The following is an 18,271-nucleotide window of genomic DNA, read 5'->3' as shown; positions in this document are numbered from 1 at the left end:
TGGGTCACGCCGGCAGCGCCGTGACAATCACATTGTCACCGTAGTTCTGCTGCTCGTCCAGCCATCGGCCGCCGCAGGTCACCAGCTTCAACTCGTGCGGTCCGCCGCGCCGGAACACGGCCGCGCCGTCGAAGGCATCCTTGGCCATGAGTTCCACCCGCACGACCCGGAACCGTACGGGCGGGGCGCCTTGCCGGTCCACTGTCACGAGGGTGCCGGGAGGAAGCGTCTTCAGCTGGGAGAACGGGGCAGCCTCAGAAGTGGTGTCGACGTGGGCGGCCAGCACCGCGGCGCCGGCCGCGGCGCCGGGAGCCGGGCCAAACCGGTACCAGCCGGCCTCCTCGAAGGGGTCCGGGATCTGCATGGCGCCATCCGGGCTGACGCCGACCTCGACGATCCGCATCCTGATGGTGGTGCCCGCCACCGTGAGCAAGCGCGGGGCGGGGTCCCGGGGAGCGGCGGCCGGCGGCGCCGCGGGCCGCACCGGCGGGGTGCTCCGGGAGGGCGCGGGCGCCGCGGGCCGCACCGGCGGGGCGCTCCGGGAAGGCGGCGTCGCCGCCGCGGCGGGCAGGGTGGCGCCGCCTCCCGGGGCAGCGCCGGCGGGTCGGTTCAAGCCGGAGTCGTTTCCCCGGGCAGCCGCCTGTGCCGGCGGGGACGGATCCGGAAGCACCGCGCAGGAGGAGGCCAGCAGCGCGGCAGCGGCTAAAGCGGCGGCCAGGCGGACCGCAGCCCGCCGGGGGTAAGGCGCCCTGGTGCCGGGCCGGCGGCCAGGGCGGGAGCCGTGCGGTGGGGTCGGCATGTTCGTCCTCCTAGTGGGGCCCACGGGCCGGCCGCCCGGCGGGGACCCGGGCGGCCGGAGTGGGAGGCGGGCTAGCGGATGCGGCGGGGTGCCAGCTGCCTGCGGGTCAGGACGATGCCGCCGGCCAGCAGCAGGAGCGCGGCTGCGCCGAGGCCGACCATGGCGGCAGGATCGCTGGCCGTTTCAGACCCTGCTGCGGCTCCGGAGCGTCCGCCGGGCACTCCGGCGGGGGCGGAGTGCAGCCCCTCGATGTTCTGTACGGCGAGCTGCAGGTTCTTATCCGCAAGGCTTCCCCACGCGTAGACGATGGTGTGGGTGCCCTCCGCGACCGCGACGTCCGCAGGGCCGATCACCGGCGCTGTGGTGCCCGCGGCGGCTACCGCGGCCGACAACGTAGCCGGATCCAGGGTCAGTGTCTTTTCCTTGGCGTTGGCCAGGCCGGAGATGACGGGCGAGCCGCCCGCCAGGACGTCAACGGCGGGGGCTGCTGCCGTGTGCCGGACCGTGAGCTTGCCCTTGCCGGGTCCGATTTGGGCGACGTCGTTGGTAAAGAAGTTGGCGGTGGGCTTGCCTGCCGCGTCGAGGTTGGCGACGGCGGTGTAGTTGCCGCTGGCAGCAAGGGTGACCTTGACCGGCCCGATCACCGGAGCCGACGCGTCGGCGGCGTCCGCGGCGGTGATGGCGAGCTCGTAATCCCCGGCGGGCAGGGCCAGCGGACCGGCCAGCGTGCCGGGGGCAAAGTCGTCGAGGGTCCGTTCGCCGTTGACCCAGACGTCCACGGTCAGCTCCGGCACGCCGTGGAGGACCGACAGCTGGGCGTTAGGTTCGGCCGCCTGGGCGGGGCCGGCAAGGGTGAGAGCTGCGGCGATGGCCACGGCGCCTGCAGTGAAAAGGCTGGTACGCATTTACATCTCCTTCAACGGCCCGCCGGGCGGGCGATTTTTTGCTTACACCCCTACTACCGGCGCACACGGCAGTTTGGATGCAAACGCATGAAGAAGATTTTGCGGACAGTAACCGGGGGCTTTAGCGGGGCGGAAGTTCGGGTCCGCCTCGTCCCTCCCGGACCTCGGGAGGCAATGGCGACGGAGGTACCGACGCCGGTGGACCGCCGATCCCGTAATAACCCGCGGTCGGCGGTTGCTGGCCAGGCGCACCGGGCTGGCCGGGCTGCGGCTGGCCAGGCGCACCGGGCTGGCCGGGCTGCGGCTGGGCGGACGGGCCGGGATAGGGCGGGACTCCGGCGCTGTAGACCGGCAACTGGTCACCCGGGTCGGTCGGTCCCATGTCCAGATGGAACGGCGGGTACTCATCGCGCATCAGGGCCACGTAAGTGGTGACCCGGTAGATCCAGCGGTTCAGGCCCATCAGAAGGTCGAACAGTCCGCGCCAATACTGGCCCGTAAAAAGCAAGATCACGCCGGCGATGAGTACGAGCAGCCCGACCAGCGAAATGCCTGCATTCTGCTGGACCCACCTTCCGTCGGCCCAGTAGCCCTCGCGGGCTCCCCAGGCCCCCGTCGTCCCGGTCAGGATGCCGACGATGAGCAGGTGTGGGATGGCCAGCAGCCAGGACTTCACGAGCACCAGCCCGCGGGAGAGCTTCTCAGGGTAATCAACGTCAAAATCCGCCGGGTAGCCGGTGCGGGCCAGACTGAACGGCGGGTACTGGTCAGTGCCGATCGCGGCGTAGCAGTAGAAGGCCACCCGCCAGTTCCAGCGGATGACGCCCACGTTGAAGTTGAACAGTGAGCGCGGATAGCGGCCGGTGAAGAGAATCGCGAACCCGGCAACGATCGTGGTCACGACCAGCCCGAACCACAGGAAGAACAGCACGATGAAGTGCGGGATCGCGAGGAACCACTTGACCAGCCACAGCCAGCGGGACAGTTGCGGATCGAGGTAACCGCTGAGCCTGGCCGGATAAACGTATCCCCCCGGCGGCACGTCCGGCGGGTAGGAACCGGCGGGCAGGGGTGCTCCGGCCGGAGGGTAGGAAGCGCTGGCCGGGGACGGTCCTGGATAAGGCGGCTGGCCCGGCCGTTGCGGCGGGTTCGCGCGGCCCAACCCTGCCGCCCCGGCCACGATCAGGGGGACGCCGACGGCAAGCAGCACAATCCCGCCGGCCAGGAGTCCCAGGAACACCGGCCACAGCAGGTCGGAGCGGGCGCCGCCGCGAAGGTCCACCGAGACCGGACTGCTCGCGTCGGCGTTCATGACCACGACCACCCAGTTCCCGGAGCGCAGGTCCCACGTGATTTCCTGGGCTCCGGCACCGGTGGCGGAGGCGGTCCAGAACTTCTGCTCCGCTGGCCGGGTCGGCTGCCTGGTGCCGGGAACCTCCCGGTACTGGGCCCGGAACGGCGAAAACCGGACTTCGCCCACTTCGGAGTACTTGACGCCGCTGAGGTAGGCGGAGACGTCAGCCTCCGGAGCGATCCCGATGAAGATGCGCTGCGCGGGATCGGCGGTGGAACCGCGGAGCATCACGCTGCCCGCCGCTGCTGCCGGGTCGAAACCGGCCGGTCCGGCGTCGCCCATGAAATCCAGCCGGGGCGAGGTGATGGCGTAGGAGTCCACCGTGTAGCGCTCCGAGGGCGTGGTGAAAAAGCGCCCGTCGCGCTGCTGGTAATTGGCCCAGCCGGTGAAACCGGCTCCGGTGAGGAGCGCCAGGCCCAGCAGCGAGGCCAAGGTGCCCAGCACCAGCATGACAATCCGGCCCGGTTTCATGGCCGTTCCAGTGCCTCCAGCAGGGACTTGCCCCACCGGGCTGCCTTGTCGATTTCGCCGGGCCGCAGCGGCCCTTCGCTGCCCTTGACGTAGAACGGCATGGGCTCGGAAATGAGGTCCGCCCCGCTGTCGCGCAACGCATGCGCCATCTTCTTGGCCGCGTCACCGTGGACGAACATCCGGACACGGGTGTCGAACGCCGCTGCCTTGACGCCCTCGAGCTGTCCGCCCCCGAGCGTCGAGAGCAGCTCGGTGATCTTCGGCGTCGGGCGCCACCCGTTGATCGGGCTGCCGACGACGAGCAGGTCCCCGGCCGCCAGGTCTGCGGGATCGAACTCGCTGACCGGCACCGGGGTGGCGTGCACCTCGCCGAGGGAGCCAGCGACGGCCTCGGCCACGGATCGTGTGTTCCCGAACGCCGAATCGTAGACGACATGGGCTTTCATGCAGTGATCACCACTTTCAGGGCCTTCGTTTCCGCGGCGCGGGCAAAGGTGTCATAGGCGTCCATGAACTGGTCGAAGCTGAAGTGGTGGGTGGCGAACTTCCCGGCCGGCACCTTGTTCTGCGCCACCAGCTTGAGCAGCATGGGAGTCGTGTTGGTGTTCACCAGCCCCATGCTCAGGTTGATGTTCTGGATCCAAAGGTCCTCCACGTGCAGTTCCACCGGCTTGCCGTGGACACCCACATTGGCCACGTTGCCGCCCGGCCGCACAACGGCCAGGCACATCTCCAAGGTTGCCGGCACGCCGACGGCCTCGATCGCGACATCGACGCCTTGACCGTCGGTGAGGGCAAGGACCTGGTCCCTCCAGTCGGCGTCGCTGGAGAGTACGACGTCCGTGGCGCCGAACGCGCGGGACTGTTCAAGCCGGTTCGCGTCGAGGTCCACGGCAATGATGGTGGCGGCCCCGTAGAGGCCGGCGGTCGCCATGGCGGCCAGCCCGACCGGGCCGGCGCCGATGACGGCCACGGTGTCCCCCGGTTTGACCCGTCCGTACTGCACACCGATTTCGAAGCCCGTGGGCAGGATGTCCGACAGCATCACCGCTTGTTCGTCGCTGACCCCTTCCGGCAGCAGGTGCAGGGAATTCTCGGCATACGGGACCCGCACGTACTCCGCCTGCGTGCCGTCAATCAGGTGGCCGAACACCCAGCCGACCCCCGCTTTGCCCTCGCTGCCCATGCAGTGCGAATAGAGGCCGGTCCTGCAGTTGGCACAGTGTCCGCAGGACTTGATGCAGGAAATGATGACCCGGTCGCCCGCCTTGAGGGCGGTGACGGAGGATCCGACGTCGGTAATGGTTCCGACCCCCTCGTGCCCCAGGATCCGTCCCTTGGCGACGGCGGGAACGTCGCCCTTGAGGATATGCAGGTCCGTCCCGCAGATGGTGGTGGTGTCGACTTTGACGAGCACGTCGGAGGGGTTCTGGATTTCGGGGTCAGGGACGTCCGTCCAGGACTTTTGCCCCGGGCCGCCGTACACGAGCGCTTTCATGCGGGTTCCTTGTTTCGGAGGATGACCGGCGGATCAACGATCCGCAGGCGGCACGGGGTCACCGAGGAGTCGATCCCGGAGGACACAATCGCCTGCCGGGCATGCTCGCGCAGTTCCTCGAACGCGGCGGCGGTCACCCTGGCGTGCGCGAGGTCCACGACGATTTCGTAGCCCGCGAGTTTGGCCGTGACCCGGCGGCAGACGACGTAGAGGGCCCGGATGTTGGCGGTAGTGACGACGCCCCGAACCTCCACCCGCGCGGATTCCTCGGCTTCGTCGATCCGGATGACAACCTTGATCCGCGGATCGCCGTGGGAGGGGTGTGCCTGGTATGCCCTGGCGCGGCTGGCGTGGTTCAGGTGGCGCAGAGGGCTCATATTGCCTCCCAGCTCCGGCGCACCGACAGGGCTGGTGCTGCGGGCGACAACGGCGCCCGGGTGGTCAAAAACATGATGGCTGGTCTCCTGCCTTTCCTACCCAAGCTGGAAAGTGCAACTGCCATTTCCTCACCCCAGGGTCCTAGCGAGACCGATACTGCCTGCGAGGCGATTCCTCCCCCAAATACCCATGCCGGAATTACCCCACATCCAGAATGACCCGCCTCCGGGCGCCGGCAAAGGGACGAAAGTCCCTTGTGCCCGGCGGGGCCCCTCGGGGAGGTGACAGGAGGGCCGGGCGTGACTGGAGGGACCCAAATTGCTGCCCCCGCGGCGCGGCCCTAGCCTGTTCCTATGCCAAAGACCGACACTCCCGCGGGCAGTACCCGCCTTGTCCTCGCCGCCGCCCGGCTGCCCGGCGAAGCGGCCACCTGCGACGTATCGATCGCGGACGGGGTCATCACGGGTATCGCGCCTTCCGGTTCGTCCTCCCGGCTGCGGGCGGAGTCCGGCGGGCCGGCGCCCGAGGTGATTGACCTCGACGGGCGCTTTGCCATTCCCGGGCTGTGGGACGAGCACGTGCACATGACCCAATGGGCGCTTACCGCCGGCCGGATCGATCTGTCCGGGGCCGCGTCCGCCAGGGAGGCTGCCGCCGTCGTACGGTCCCACCTTGAGCGCGGCCGCCCGGTGGAGCCTGGCGGGCACACGGTGGTCGGCGTTGGCTTCCGCGATGCGGTCTGGAAGGACACGCCAAGCCTCGACCTGCTCGACAGCGCCACCGCCGGGGTCCCGGCCGCCCTGATCAGCCACGACCTGCACTGCGTCTGGCTCAACAGCGCCGCGGCAGCGCGCCACGGGGTGGCAGTCGGCGCGGACGGCCTGCTCCGCGAGGACCCGGCCTTCGAACTGACCCGGGAACTGGGGCGCCTGCCTGATGACGCCGTCGACCGGATGGTCCACGACGCCGGCAGGGCCGCGGCCGCCCGCGGGGTGGTGGGCATAGTCGATTTCGAGATGGTCTGGAACCGGGACACCTGGCAACGGCGGACCGCGGCCGGCTTCGACTCCTTCCGGGTGGACGCCGGCGTCTACCCTCAGGATCTTGACCGCGCCGTCGGCGAAGGGATGCGGACCGGGCAGCCGGTTGCCGGAACCGGCGGCCTCCTGCGGGTGGGTCCTTTGAAGGTCCTCATCGACGGGTCGTTGAACACCCGCACGGCGTACTGCGTCGATCCCTATCCCCATGGCGGCCGGGGACTGCTGACGGTCAGCGAGGACGAATTGCTGGAGTTGCTCACTAAGGCCCGGGACGCGGGGTTCGTGCCGGCGGTGCACGCGATCGGCGACGGCGCGAACGAGGTGGCGCTGAATGCCTTCGCGTCCGCCGGGGTCCGAGGGCGGATCGAGCATGCCCAGTTTGTCCGCGAGCAGGACTTCGCGCGTTTCGGTGAACTCGGCCTGACCGCCAGTGTGCAGCCGGCCCACGCACTGGATGACCGCGACGCCGCCGATGCCAACTGGGCCGGCCGGACGGAGCGGGCGTTCCCGCTGCGGTCGCTGCTCGACGCCGGGGCGACGCTGGCGCTCGGCTCGGATGCTCCGGTGGCGCCGCTGGAGCCCTGGACGGCGATGTCAGCGGCCACCACCCGGGCGCGCGGGGACGGCCGGGAACCGTGGCATCCTGAGCAGGCCCTGACCCGTCGGGAGGCGCTCGCGGCGTCCACGCGCGGACGGGGCCGGATCCGCGTCGGCGATCCGGCCGACGTCGCCGTGCTCGACGCCCACCCTCTGACCGTGTCGGACGCCAAGTTTGCGGCCATGCCGGTGGCGGCGACGCTGCTGGCAGGTCGGTTTACGCACCGGGCTTTCTGAGCGGCCGCGCCGGCTAGGAGCCCCTTACCCGGGCCTGAACCAGGTTGGCGAACGGCAGCCTGCCGTATTCCTCGGCGAACGCGGCGTGGTAGCCGGCTTCGGCGGCGGCCAGTTGCTCCACTGGCAGTTCCTTCCACGCGATGATCAGCGTTTTGGCGTCGGCGAGCTGCCAGATCAGCCGGCCGTCCCAGTGGCCCGGCGGCTTGCCCCGGCCAAAGTCGACAAACTCCTGGATCTGCCGCCGCAGCCCGCGGTTTCCCTTGCTGCCCGGACCGGCCTTGCCCACGTAGAGGACGTCGGCCCCGTCGACCCATTCGGTTCCGAGTGCATCCGGTTTTAGGGTGGGATCCTTCTTTTTGAAGATGCCTGCCGTGTTTTTGGCGAGGAACTGCGGCTTCGCGCTGCCGGGTGCGGCGCCGAGTCTGTTGCCCTGACCGCCGCCCTCCGGGCGCAACACCGCGAAGATGCCGGGCTTTTGCGGGATGCGGTTGATCTCCAGCTCCGCGATCGGCCGGAACCCGGTGAAGCCGTCCTGCTTCAGCGATTGTTTGTTGATCGGCATGGGTTCCTTGGTTTCGGGGCGGTTCATAGGCTTCCGGAAGGCGGCTTCCGTGGACACGTTCCGGCGGCCCGCTTCCGCGGCCATGTTCCGGAGGCCGGCTTTCGCGGCCGCCTTAATTGTCACAGGTGCCTGGTTGACTTGGTTCATGGACGGCAAGCAAGGGCCCGAAGTGGTTCCGACGGCAGGCATGACGGTCGCTGACCTCGCCCGGATCCTGGCCGGGATCCCGGCCCCGGCCAGCGCCGCGGCAACCATCGACGAAATCCGCGAACTCGAGGACCTGAAGTCCGTCCTGGCCGCCCGCCAAGCCCGTGACGCGGTCGCGGTCGACCTAGTCCGGCGCGCGGAGCAGGCTGCCGCCGGGATGCCCGCGGACAAACTGGGTGCCGGGGTTGGTGCCGAGATCGCCGTGGCGCGGCGGGAATCCCCCGCCAAAGGCTCCCGCCTCCTGGGTCTGGCTAAAGCGTTGGTGACCGAGATGCCTCGCACCCTCGCTGCCTTGGAAGCCGGGCAGCTGAACGAGTGGCGCGCCACCCTGCTGGTCCGGGAGACGGCCTGCCTCACCGCCGCGGACCGGACCGCCGTGGACGAAGAACTCGCCGCGGACGCCGGGACCTTTGACGGCGCCGGCGACCGGACCATCACCGCCGCGGCGAGGGCGGCCGCCTACCGGCGCGACCCGCGCACGGTTACCGAGCGGGCAGCCCACGCCGCGACCGAACGGTACGTCAGCGTCCGCCCCGCACCGGACACCATGTGCTACCTCACCGCCCTGCTCCCGGCAGCCCAAGCCGTTGCGGTGTACGCCGCACTAAGCAGGCACGCCGACACCGCCCGCAACGACGGGGACCCCCGCACCCGCGGCCAACTGATGGCCGACACTCTCGTCGAACGCACCACCGGCACCCCCGGCGGAATCAGCGGCATCAGCATCCAGCTCGTCATGACCGACCGCACCCTGTTCCAGGGCGACAGCGAAGCGGCCCGGCTGCCGGGCTACGGTGTTGTCCCCGCCGGCTGGGCGCGGCAACTCCTCACCACCGGGCCCGACAACGCCACCAACAGCCCCGGCACAGGCGGTCCCGGAGGCGTGGCCGGCGAGCACCCGTCCTTCCCGGTCTGGATCCGGCGGCTTTACACCGCCCCGGCCACCGGAGAACTTACCGCCATGGACTCCCGCGCCCGGCTCTTCCCCTCCGGACTCCGCCGCTTCATCCAGTCCCGCGACGACACCTGCCGCACCCCGTACTGCGACGCCCCGATCCGCCATCTGGACCACATCATCCCCTGGCACACCGGCGGCACCACCACCGCCGGCAACGGCGCAGGGCTCTGCGAAGCCTGCAACCACACCAAGGAAGCCCCCGGCTGGAGCGCTCAACCACGGCCAGGACCCCGCCACACCCTCCAACTCATGACACCAACCGGCCACACCTACTCCTCCACCGCCCCGCAGCTGCCGGGGACGGCGTTATCGGCGACACCCGAGCCCCGCCGCAGGGAACTTCGGCACCTCGCGAAGGTGGAGAGATTCGGCAGGGTCAGTGCTGCAGCAGCTGCGTAAACCGGGAACTAGGTTTGCGGAGTGCGCGCCTGGACGGGGTTCGCGAATGGAAGCCGTCCGTGCTGGCCCGGAAGTCTGCGTGATACTGCGCCTCCATCGCTGGAGCGCCGCGAACAATATGAAACCGGAAGCGCGTAGGGCGGTCCTTAAACACAGGACCTGCAGGTACCTTCGCGATCTCGCTATGAGACGGCCCGGACATTTTCATGTCCTGAACAGCCCGGCTTAATCAAGTGGTTACCTGCAGGCGCTTTAAGCGTACGCCCGGTGCGGCGCCGTCGGCTAGGGGTCCATCGACTCTTCCCCTTCCGGCCCCGAGGGTCCTCTGAACCTAAGCGTAGAGTGGAACAAGACGCCTGATTCTGGACGCCAAGTGCTGAGGGAGACATCGTGACGATTGACTGGGACGAAAAGAAGACCCTGCTGCAGGAACCGAACATCGCGGCCGTGACGCAACTGTGCGACGAACTGATGGAGAAGAAGCCGGGGTCCGTCGTCCCCTACATCGACCCCGTCCATGACGAGGATGAGTGCCGGATTGTCAGCCTTCACATCGCGCCCGGGAAGGGCTGCGAATCCGGCTTCGTGTCGCACTTCAATGAAGACGACGCTGCCCGGCGCGCCACCTCCATCTACGAGGCCGCCGAGCTGGACCCCCGCTACGTGATGCCGTGGAACGCGTACCCCTGGGTGCGCGACCCTGAGCTCCCGTCCGCGTTGAATGTCCAGGAAAAGACCGACGGGCTGCGCCCGTTCCGCCAGTTCATGAACATCAACCGGCGCACCTCCGCGGTCATCGCCCACGGCGCGGACGCCCACGCGTTCCTCACGCTCTTCGAAAAGACCTACCACTCCTCGCTGAAGAACCGCGGCGTGAAGATCTACAAGGCCACGGCGCTCGGCGGCCGCGCTTTCGCCGTCTCACCTGCCAAGCAGGAAGAGCTCCTGGCCAAGAACATCGCCGTCTACAAGGACGCCATGCAGCGGGCGGGCATCCAGCACCTCTAGGCCGGGTGCGGCCCGCCCCCGGGGCCGACCGCCGTCGTTCCCGGGCCCTACGGCCCTCCCCAGCGCCGCCGCCCGCGGCCAAGCTGGAATGGCTGGCCCGCACCGGCTGGCCCGCCGTCGCCGGTAGCGGCGCCCACGGTCACGCCTCGGGAGGGACAGCATGGGACGGCTGGACGGCAAAGTTGCCCTGATCAGCGGGGCTGCCCGCGGCATCGGCGCCGCGATGGCGGAGCGCTTCCTCGAGGAGGGCGCCCGGGTCGTCGCCGGGGACGTGCTGGACGACGACGGCGCCCGGTTGGTGGCCCAGCTCGGTGACGGTATCCGCTACGTCCATTTGGATGTGACCCGGCCGGACGACTGGGAGGCTGCGGTCGGCGAAGCGGCGGCCGCTTTCGGCGGCCTGTCCGTCCTGGTCAACAACGCGGGCATTGTGAATTTCGGCCGCATCGACGAGTTCCCGCACGAACAGTGGGCCCGGATTATCGATGTGAACCTCAACGGGGTTTTCAACGGCATCAAGGCGGCGGCCCCGGCCCTGGCCCAGGCAGGCGCCGCCTCGATCATCAACGTTTCTTCCATCGCCGGGCTCCGCGGCTATGAGAACCTCGCTGGCTACACCGCCTCCAAGTTCGGCGTGCGGGGCCTGACCAAGAGTGCAGCGCTCGACCTCGGACGGGACGGCATCCGGGTCAACTCGGTCCACCCCGGCGTCATCCAGACGCCCATGACGGAGGGCATGACCTTCGATACCGGCCACGTCGCGCTGCACCGGACCGGCCAGCCCCGGGAAATCGCCGAGCTTGCCGTCTATCTGGCCGGAGACGAGTCCTCGTTTGTCACGGGTGCCGAATTCGTCATCGACGGCGGCGAAACCGCCGGCACCGTCCAGACGCCGGCCGGCTGACGGCCCGCCATGGAACAGCCCGTGCCCGCCCCCTCAGGCTCCAGGCTCGCCATTGTCGGGGCGGGCAGCGTCGGGACATCCCTGGCATACGCCGCCCTGATCCGCGGCTCCGCCCGCCATGTCGCACTTTTCGACGTGAATGCCGCAAAGGCCGAAGCCGAAGTCCTCGATCTGGCCCACGGCACCCAGTTCACCGCGGCCGCGGCGACGGTCGATGGCGGCGGTGACATCAGCGTGACGAAAGGCGCCGACGTCGTCGTCATCACCGCGAGGGCCAAGCAGGCACCCGGCCAGACCCGGCTGGACCTGGCTGGCACCAACGTCCGGATTCTCGAGCAGCTCATGCCGCAACTGCTGGCCCAGGCCCCGGATGCGGTCTACGTGCTGGTCACGAATCCCTGCGATGTGCTGACCGTCGCGGCGCAGAAAATCACCGGGCTGCCCGCGGGCCGGGTGTTCTCCTCCGGGACGGTGCTCGACACGTCGCGGCTGCGCTGGCTGCTGGCGCACCGGGCCGGGGTGTCGGTGAGCAGCGTCCATGCCAGCATGGTCGGCGAGCACGGGGACACCGAGTTTCCGGTCTGGTCGGGCGCCCGGATCGGTCCGGTGCCGATCCGGGACTGGACCGTTGACGGCGGGCGCCTCTTCACCCCCGGGTACCTCGCCGAGACCGCCCGGGAGGTGACCCAGGCGGCCTACAAGGTGATCGCGGGCAAGGGGGCGACGAACTACGCCATCGGGCTCTCCGGCGCCCGGATTGTGGAGGCGCTGCTACGGGATGAGAAGGCCGTCCTGCCCGTCTCAACGGTGCTGGCCGGGCAGTACGGTATCGAAGGGGTCGCTCTGTCGCTGCCCAGCGTCGTGGGGCGGGGCGGCGTGCGCGCGGTGCTGGACACGCCGCTGGACGAGGGCGAGCACGCCTCCCTGCATCACTCCGCTGAGACGCTCCGGCAAAGCCTTGCTTCCTTGGGGATCTGACCCCGCGACGAGCTAGTCGGGCCGGGCGAGAGGCTCCACGGAAGGCACGACCGTCACCGCACCCAGGTGCGGCAGGGCCGCCTTTGCGCCGGCTTCCAGTCGCGCGGCGAGCGCCGCCAGTTCGCCCTGCCGCTCCTCCGGGTTGACCGCGACCGTGATCTCCGCCTGCAGCCGGTGGCCGGACCAGCGCAGCCGCGAGGTGCCGCCCGCCGGCGCGTGCTCGCGGACGACGGCGGCCAGGGCGTCCGTCAGGTGCGGATCGACGCCGTCCATGAGGCGTCGGCCGACGTCGCGTACGGTACCCCAGAGCAGCACCATGATCGCGACGGAAATCAGCAGGCCGACGATCGGGTCAGCCAGCGGAAAGCCGAGCCAAACGCCGACGACGCCGGCCACCACCGCGAGCGAGGTGAAGCCGTCCGTCCGGGCGTGCACGCCGTCGGCGATCAGCGCCGCCGACCCGATGCGCCGGCCGACCCGGATCCGGTAAATCGCCACCAGCTCATTGCCCGCGAAGCCGACGACGCCGGCGGCCAGCACCCAGCCCAAGTTGTACACGGGCTGCGGTTCGAAGAAACGCCGGATCGACTCCACCGCCGCAACGACCGCGGACAGGGCGATCATGGCCACGATAAAGAGCCCGGCCAGGTCCTCGGCCCGCCCGAACCCGTGGGTGTAGGTGCGCGTGGGCTTGCGCCGGCCGAGCAGGAACGCGATCCACAACGGCACCGCGGTCAGGGCGTCGGAGAAGTTATGCACGGTGTCGGCCAGCAGCGCCACCGACCCGCTGACCAGGACAATGGTCAGCTGGAAAACGGAGGTGGCGCCCAGGCCCAGCAGCGAGACCTTGACCGCGCGGATGCCTTGCGCACTGGATTCCAGCGCCTCGTCGATCGAGTCGGTGGCGTCGTGGGAGTGCGGTACGAAGAGCTCGTGCAGCCAACCCTTCAGACCGCCGCCGTGGGAGTGGTCGTGGCCATGATCGTGGTCGTGGTCATGGGTGTGGGGACCCGCATGGTCACGGTCATGGTGGTCATGCCCGTGGTCATGCTCCTCATGGGCGTGGTCGTGCGCCTGGCCGAGGGCGTTGTCGGGCCGGGTCATGCGCTGTGCCTCGGCGCGGTGCCGAGCGCGTGCTCGGCCTGATGGACCGCGGCCATGACGAGCTCGCGGGCGTGGTCGTTCTGGAGCCGGTAGAAGACTTTGGTGCCCTCCTGGCGGGTGGCCACCATGCCGCCGAGCCGCATTTTGGCCAAATGCTGGGACACGGCAGACGCAGGCTTGCCGACCTGTTCGGCCAAGGCGTTGACCGGCAGTTCGCCCTCCCCGAGAGCCAGGATCAGGCGGACGCGGGTGGCGTCGGCCAGCATGGAAAAGACTTCGACGGCGAGTTCTACATGGGGACTGTCGATATCAACCTGCGTATCTGCATTCATACGCAGATAGTGTCATACGGGAGTCCCACGTCAAACTCGCACGCACAGCTGAACCCGGGCCGGCGGGAACACACCGCCCCTCCGTGACGTTGGAACCCGGTAGCCTGAAATGCCGAAGCCAAGGAAAGGGGACGCACGTGGACGCTATGTTCCGGGCCGTGGTCCTGCGCCGCGCGGCCGTACTCGCCGCCGTCGTGGCCGTCCTCGCCGGGATCTTCGGCATGCACGTGCTCGCCGCGCCCCTCGGCGCCGCCGCGGGGCACGGGACCGACGCGCACGCGGCAGCCTCCCACCACTCCCCGCAGCACGGGCCGGCAGCCGCCCCCGAAACTCCGGACCCGTCGTCGTGCGCCTGCGGCGCAGGTTGCGACGACCAGCACTCCGCACACGCCGCCTGCACCCCTGCCCCGTCGGCCACGTCGCTGAGCGCGCCGCCTCCCGGATCGGCGCAGCTGTCCGCCCCGCGGTCGTCCGCCTCCGGAACGGCCCGGGACATCGCCTACTCGTACCTTCCCGCGACGCCGACGCCCGGGGAACTGTCCATCAGTCGGACGTAAAGGGATCGGGCCGGCCTGCGCCGACACCCGCATCCCCCGGTTTGCACCGCCACTGGCTGCACACCGCCCGACGCCGGCCCGTGGCCGGACTAAGCAAAGGACAACCATGAACAAGGCACTGACTCTTCCCGCGGCCGCCGTTGCCGCATTGATCGCCCTGGCCGGCTGCTCGGCCGGAACCGGCAAAACGTCCCCCATGGACCACAGCACCATGGGCACGAGCACCTCCGCCGCAGCGGCCGATCACAACGGGACGGACACGATGTTCGCCCAGGGAATGATCCCCCACCACGCCCAGGCCATCGAGATGAGCGACATGATGCTCAAGAAGCAGGGCATCGACGCGAAGGTGACCGCCTTGGCCGGCCGGATCAAGGCCGCCCAGAGCCCGGAAATTGACCGGATGACCGGCTGGCTCAAGGGCTGGGGCGAACAAGTGGAGATGCCCGGCGGCCACGTCATGTCCGGGATGCTGGGCGAGGACGACCTCAAGAAGCTTGAGGCAGCTACGGGGACCGAGGCAAGCAAACTGTTCCTGACCCAGATGATCGCCCACCACGAGGGCGCCGTCGAGATGGCCAACGCGGAAGTCCGCGGTGGCAAGGACCCGGAAGCGGTCGGCCTGGCCAAGGACGTCGCGGCCTCGCAGACGGACGAGATCAAGGAAATGAAGGAGCTGCTCGCCGCGCTCTAACCCCCTCCGCTGAGGCCGAACGTACACTTGAGGCCCTAAACCGCCCACAGCTCGGGGCCTCAAGTGTCCGTTCGCGCCCGCTCCGGGGCCGGAAGTGTCCGTTCGCGCCCGCTCCCGGGCCGGAAGTGTCCGTTCGCGCCCGCTCCCGGGCCGGAAGTGTCCGTTCGCGCCCGCTCCCGGGCCGCGTAACGCAAGCCGCCGGGGGCTGCGGCGCGGACCGGTTCGCCTAAGCTCGGAGATAGCAGTAACGCCTGGCTCAACGACGAACCACCCGGGAGACACCTCATGACCAACTGGCGGATCAGGGATTTCCATTCGGCTGACCTGGACGGGATCCTGCACCTGTGGGAGACGCTCAAAGCCACGAATGTGGAGCCGGTCTACGCGCTCTCCGAGGTCCTGGCCTCATGCGAAAAGGACCACGCCGTGGTTGCCGTGCTGGGCGAGCAGGTGGTCGGGGCGGCGGTCGGCCGTGCCGCCCACGACCAGGGCTGGATCGTCTTCCTGGCCACGCTCCCGGAATTCCGCGGCCGGGGGATCGGCTCGTCGCTGCTGGCCGCCGTCGAGAACCGGATGGCGCCGCACGGGCTGAACAAGCTTTCCGCGCTCATGCCGGAATCCGAGACCCGGGTCGAGGCCTTCCTAAGCCGGGGCTTCGTGTTGAAGAAGAACCTCCGCTACTTCGAACGCAGGATCCCCGTCCAGCGGCAGGAACTCGAACCCCTGAGCCAGCTCGGCGGCAGGATCCTGGCCCGCGACCTCTGGGAAAATGTCGCCGGCATGCGCCACGAGAAGGAACTCCTGGAACGCCGCCTGGTCCTGCCGCTGGCCGAAGCCGATCTCGCCGACGAATACGGCGTGGTGCCGCCGCGCGCCGTCGTGCTGTTCGGCCCGCCCGGCACCGGCAAGACGACCTTTGCCAAGGCGATCGCCTCCCGGCTCGAGTGGCCGTTCGTCGAAGTGTTCCCCTCCAGGCTCGCCGCCGATCCGCTCGGCCTGGCCGGCGCCCTGCGCGAGACGTTCCTGGAGATCGCCGAGCTGGAACACGCCGTCGTCTTTATCGACGAGGTGGAGGAGATCGCCTCGCAGCGGGCCGGTGACCCGCCGTCGCCGCTGCAGGGCGTCACGAACGAGCTCCTGAAGATCATCCCGGCGTTCCGGGAGCAGCCGGGCCGGCTGCTGGTCTGCGCCACCAACTTCATCCGCGCCTTGGATTCGGCCTTCCTGCGCCACGGCCGGTTCGACTATGTCATCCCGATCGGCCTGCCGGACCGGCTGGCCCGCGAGGCGATGTGGCAGCGCTTCATCCCCGCCGCCGTGGTGGACGACGTCGACATCGAGCTGCTGGTGGACCGGACCGACGGGTTCTCGCCCGCCGACATCGAGTACGCCGCGCGCAGCGCCTCCCAGCGGGCGCTGGAAAACGCCGTGTACGGCATGGACAGCGACGGCGGGCCGGCAACCGGGAGCTCCGCGTCGGTGCGGGACGCGGCCCGGAAGGGTCCGGGGACGCAGGACTACCTCGACGCGATCGCGGACACCCGGACCACGGTCAGCGCCGAAGTTCAGCAGGAGTTCCTGGAGGACATCGACCTGCTGGGCCGGGTTTAGTCCGCCTCGTCGTAACGCAGGGTCTCGTTGTCGGTGTCGTCGGCCTCGTCGAGCTGTGCGTCCAGTTCCTCCAGCAGCCACGGGTTGATCCGGGCGAGGATTTTGCGGGTCTCCTCCACCGGGACCGCGGCGTAGAGGACCGGGCGGGCGTCGGCGTAGCGGGTCACCGGCGGCTTGTCGGGCCACTTTTCCGCCAGGGCCTGCAGCCGCTCGGGCAGGGAGAGGTGCGCGTTGTGGGCGATCTCGACCAGCGCGGCGTCATGGTCCTCCGCGATGATGCGGGTGCCGGCCGGATAGTCGTCCGGGTACTCATGGAGGCGCCGCGTGAGCCGCTCAATGATGCCGACGGCCCGTTCGGAAACGCCCATGTCCAGCAGCGCCTGGCGCGTCATCGGGGTGTCCTCCGCGATGTCGTGCAGGTAGCCGGCGATCCGGATGTCGTCGTCGAACTCTTCCAGCGCGTCACCGACCGCGAGCACGTGGTCGCGGTAGGGCCGCTTGAGCTTGTCCTTTTGCCGGTCGTGGGCCACCTCGGCGAGGACTTTAGCCGTGTCGACCGTGAAGCGGGGCTGGGCAGGCGTTGGTTCGGGCATGTCTCCAGCCTACTGGCCGGCGGGGGTCAGGCCGGGCCAGACCCAGGGCTCACGAGGCAGGGCGGCCGGGTCGAAAGCTTCCAGCGCGCCAGCCAGGGCGCCCGGCGGCAGGCCGACCGACGCCAGCAACGCGTCGCGCACCCGGTCGGCGCCGACGCCGGCGGCGGCGAGGTCACCGAGCGTGACGGCGCCGTCGCGCTTGGCGAGCCTCGCGCCGGCCGCATTGACGACCAGCGGCACATGCGCATATTCCGGAACGGGAATATTCAAGAGGGAGGCCAGATAGGCCTGCCGAGGCGTGGAGGGCAGCAGGTCGTCGCCCCGGACGACCTGGTCTATGCCCTGGGCGGCATCGTCAACGACGACGGCAAGGTTGTAGGCGGTAACCCCGTCGTTGCGGCGCAGGACGAAGTCGTCCACCACTCCGGTGAAGCTGCCGTGGAGCACATCCTGGACCGTAGCCTCCGTGGCGGCGGCCCGGAGCCGGATGGCGGCCGGGCGGAGGCGACGCTTGTCCTCGCGTTCGGCGGCACTGAGGTTGCGGCACGTACCCGGGTAGGCGCCCTGCGGGGCGTGCGGGGCGGTGGGCGCGTCCTGGATTTCGCGACGCGTGCAGAAACACTCATAGGTCATCCCGGCCGCCGTGAGCTGCTCGAGTGCCTTCGCATAGAGGTGGTCCCGGTCGGTCTGGCGGACGACGTCGCCGTCCCAGGTCACGCCGACCGCCGCCAGGTCCCGGAGTTGCTCCGCCTCGGCACCGGCCCGGGCACGGTCCAGGTCTTCCACCCGCAGCAGGAAGCCCCGGCCACTGGACCGGGCAAAGAGCCAAGCCAGGATGGCGGTCCGAAGGTTGCCAACATGCAGTTCGCCGGAGGGGCTGGGGGCGAAGCGTCCGGCTGAAGTCATGGCACCAGCCTATGCCGGGAAACGCAGGAGCCCCTCAGCCACCGATGACTTCGGAAATCCGACGTCGGGGGCTCAGGGGCTCCTGCCGTAAGGGTGCGGAATGACGATGCGTGAACAAGAGTCAGTCAGCGGCGGACTCCTTGCGGGAGGCCTCGTCGGGAGTCCGGGTGGTGTGCCGG

At 69.5% G+C, this 18,271-nt stretch carries 19 protein-coding genes; 8 read left to right on the top strand and 11 right to left on the bottom strand.

Going from position 1 to position 18,271, the window contains the following annotated elements; genetic code table 11:
• Positions 1–4 precede the first annotated feature (4 nt).
• The 6 genes from ACTWLI_RS06755 to ACTWLI_RS06730 all read right to left on the bottom strand — a co-directional run bounded on the left by ACTWLI_RS06755 (position 5) and on the right by ACTWLI_RS06730 (position 5,404).
• The gene (locus ACTWLI_RS06755; RefSeq protein ID WP_445155877.1) at positions 5–613 is read right to left on the bottom strand and encodes a class F sortase; all 609 of its coding nucleotides are present in this window, start codon (positions 611–613) and stop codon (positions 5–7) included.
• A gap of 257 nt (positions 614–870) precedes the next feature.
• Positions 871–1,704, bottom strand: coding sequence for a DUF4397 domain-containing protein (locus ACTWLI_RS06750; protein WP_445155876.1), 834 nt, complete (start codon positions 1,702–1,704; stop codon positions 871–873).
• 121 nt (positions 1,705–1,825) lie between these two features.
• Complete coding sequence (locus ACTWLI_RS06745; protein WP_445155875.1) at positions 1,826–3,529, bottom strand: DUF4389 domain-containing protein; 1,704 nt, start codon at positions 3,527–3,529, stop codon at positions 1,826–1,828.
• The gene (locus tag ACTWLI_RS06740) at positions 3,526–3,975 is read right to left on the bottom strand and encodes a flavodoxin family protein (RefSeq protein WP_445155874.1); all 450 of its coding nucleotides are present in this window, start codon (positions 3,973–3,975) and stop codon (positions 3,526–3,528) included. Before ACTWLI_RS06740 ends, ACTWLI_RS06745 begins: the two co-directional genes overlap by 4 nt.
• Positions 3,972–5,027, bottom strand: coding sequence for a zinc-dependent alcohol dehydrogenase family protein (locus tag ACTWLI_RS06735; RefSeq protein ID WP_445155873.1), 1,056 nt, complete (start codon positions 5,025–5,027; stop codon positions 3,972–3,974). The genes ACTWLI_RS06740 and ACTWLI_RS06735 overlap by 4 nt, the downstream gene beginning before the upstream one ends.
• Positions 5,024–5,404, bottom strand: a complete 381-nt coding sequence (locus ACTWLI_RS06730) for a hypothetical protein (protein ID WP_056737063.1) — start codon at positions 5,402–5,404, stop codon at positions 5,024–5,026. The genes ACTWLI_RS06735 and ACTWLI_RS06730 overlap by 4 nt, the downstream gene beginning before the upstream one ends.
• Positions 5,405–5,758: 354 nt before the next feature.
• Between ACTWLI_RS06730 and ACTWLI_RS06725 the strand changes: the two genes are divergently transcribed.
• Positions 5,759–7,279, top strand: a complete 1,521-nt coding sequence (locus ACTWLI_RS06725; RefSeq protein ID WP_445155872.1) for an amidohydrolase — start codon at positions 5,759–5,761, stop codon at positions 7,277–7,279.
• A 13-nt stretch (positions 7,280–7,292) separates the two neighbouring features.
• On the opposite strand, the gene ACTWLI_RS06720 is transcribed toward ACTWLI_RS06725, so the two are convergent.
• The gene (locus tag ACTWLI_RS06720; RefSeq protein ID WP_445155871.1) at positions 7,293–7,841 is read right to left on the bottom strand and encodes a hypothetical protein; all 549 of its coding nucleotides are present in this window, start codon (positions 7,839–7,841) and stop codon (positions 7,293–7,295) included.
• A 187-nt stretch (positions 7,842–8,028) separates the two neighbouring features.
• Between ACTWLI_RS06720 and ACTWLI_RS06715 the strand changes: the two genes are divergently transcribed.
• From ACTWLI_RS06715 to ACTWLI_RS06700, 4 genes are all read left to right on the top strand, one after another.
• Entirely contained in the window at positions 8,029–9,405 is a 1,377-nt protein-coding gene (locus ACTWLI_RS06715) for a DUF222 domain-containing protein (protein ID WP_445156137.1), read from the top strand.
• A 390-nt stretch (positions 9,406–9,795) separates the two neighbouring features.
• A complete protein-coding gene (locus ACTWLI_RS06710; RefSeq protein WP_056737057.1) occupies positions 9,796–10,413 on the top strand; it encodes a uracil-DNA glycosylase in 618 nt (205 codons plus the stop codon).
• Positions 10,414–10,573: 160 nt separating this feature from the next.
• The gene (locus ACTWLI_RS06705; protein WP_445155870.1) at positions 10,574–11,317 is read left to right on the top strand and encodes an SDR family oxidoreductase; all 744 of its coding nucleotides are present in this window, start codon (positions 10,574–10,576) and stop codon (positions 11,315–11,317) included.
• Positions 11,318–11,326: 9 nt separating this feature from the next.
• Positions 11,327–12,295: an L-lactate dehydrogenase gene (locus tag ACTWLI_RS06700; RefSeq protein WP_445155869.1), complete on the top strand. Its 969-nt coding sequence runs from the start codon at positions 11,327–11,329 to the stop codon at positions 12,293–12,295.
• Between the two features lie 12 nt (positions 12,296–12,307).
• On the opposite strand, the gene ACTWLI_RS06695 is transcribed toward ACTWLI_RS06700, so the two are convergent.
• Together ACTWLI_RS06695 and ACTWLI_RS06690 are read right to left on the bottom strand one after the other, a co-directional pair.
• Positions 12,308–13,399: a cation diffusion facilitator family transporter gene (locus tag ACTWLI_RS06695; RefSeq protein ID WP_445155868.1), complete on the bottom strand. Its 1,092-nt coding sequence runs from the start codon at positions 13,397–13,399 to the stop codon at positions 12,308–12,310.
• Entirely contained in the window at positions 13,396–13,731 is a 336-nt protein-coding gene (locus ACTWLI_RS06690; protein WP_445155867.1) for an ArsR/SmtB family transcription factor, read from the bottom strand. The genes ACTWLI_RS06695 and ACTWLI_RS06690 overlap by 4 nt, the downstream gene beginning before the upstream one ends.
• A 146-nt stretch (positions 13,732–13,877) precedes the next feature.
• Here ACTWLI_RS06690 and ACTWLI_RS06685 point away from each other — a divergent pair, with 146 nt between their 5' ends.
• The 3 genes from ACTWLI_RS06685 (at position 13,878) to ACTWLI_RS06675 (ending at position 16,593) form a co-directional block, all read left to right on the top strand.
• On the top strand, positions 13,878–14,288 hold the full coding sequence (locus ACTWLI_RS06685) for a DUF6153 family protein (protein WP_445156136.1): 411 nt from the start codon (positions 13,878–13,880) through the stop codon (positions 14,286–14,288).
• Between the two features lie 106 nt (positions 14,289–14,394).
• Positions 14,395–14,982, top strand: a complete 588-nt coding sequence (locus tag ACTWLI_RS06680) for a DUF305 domain-containing protein (protein ID WP_445155866.1) — start codon at positions 14,395–14,397, stop codon at positions 14,980–14,982.
• A gap of 285 nt (positions 14,983–15,267) precedes the next feature.
• Positions 15,268–16,593 carry an ATP-binding protein gene (locus ACTWLI_RS06675; protein WP_445155865.1) on the top strand — a complete coding sequence of 442 codons (1,326 nt, stop codon included), beginning with the start codon at positions 15,268–15,270 and terminating at the stop codon, positions 16,591–16,593.
• Here the strand turns inward: ACTWLI_RS06675 and ACTWLI_RS06670 are convergent.
• Complete coding sequence (locus ACTWLI_RS06670) at positions 16,590–17,186, bottom strand: HD domain-containing protein (protein WP_445155864.1); 597 nt, start codon at positions 17,184–17,186, stop codon at positions 16,590–16,592. The two genes, ACTWLI_RS06675 and ACTWLI_RS06670, sit on opposite strands and share 4 nt — an antisense overlap.
• 9 nt (positions 17,187–17,195) lie before the next feature.
• The gene (gene gluQRS, locus ACTWLI_RS06665; protein ID WP_445155863.1) at positions 17,196–18,092 is read right to left on the bottom strand and encodes a tRNA glutamyl-Q(34) synthetase GluQRS; all 897 of its coding nucleotides are present in this window, start codon (positions 18,090–18,092) and stop codon (positions 17,196–17,198) included.
• Between the last annotated feature and the right edge of the window lie 179 nt (positions 18,093–18,271).

The organism is Arthrobacter sp. Hor0625, assembly GCF_052567525.1.
The sequence above is the reverse complement of the archived record's forward strand: the minus strand, read 5'-3'. Positions and strand labels throughout refer to the sequence as shown.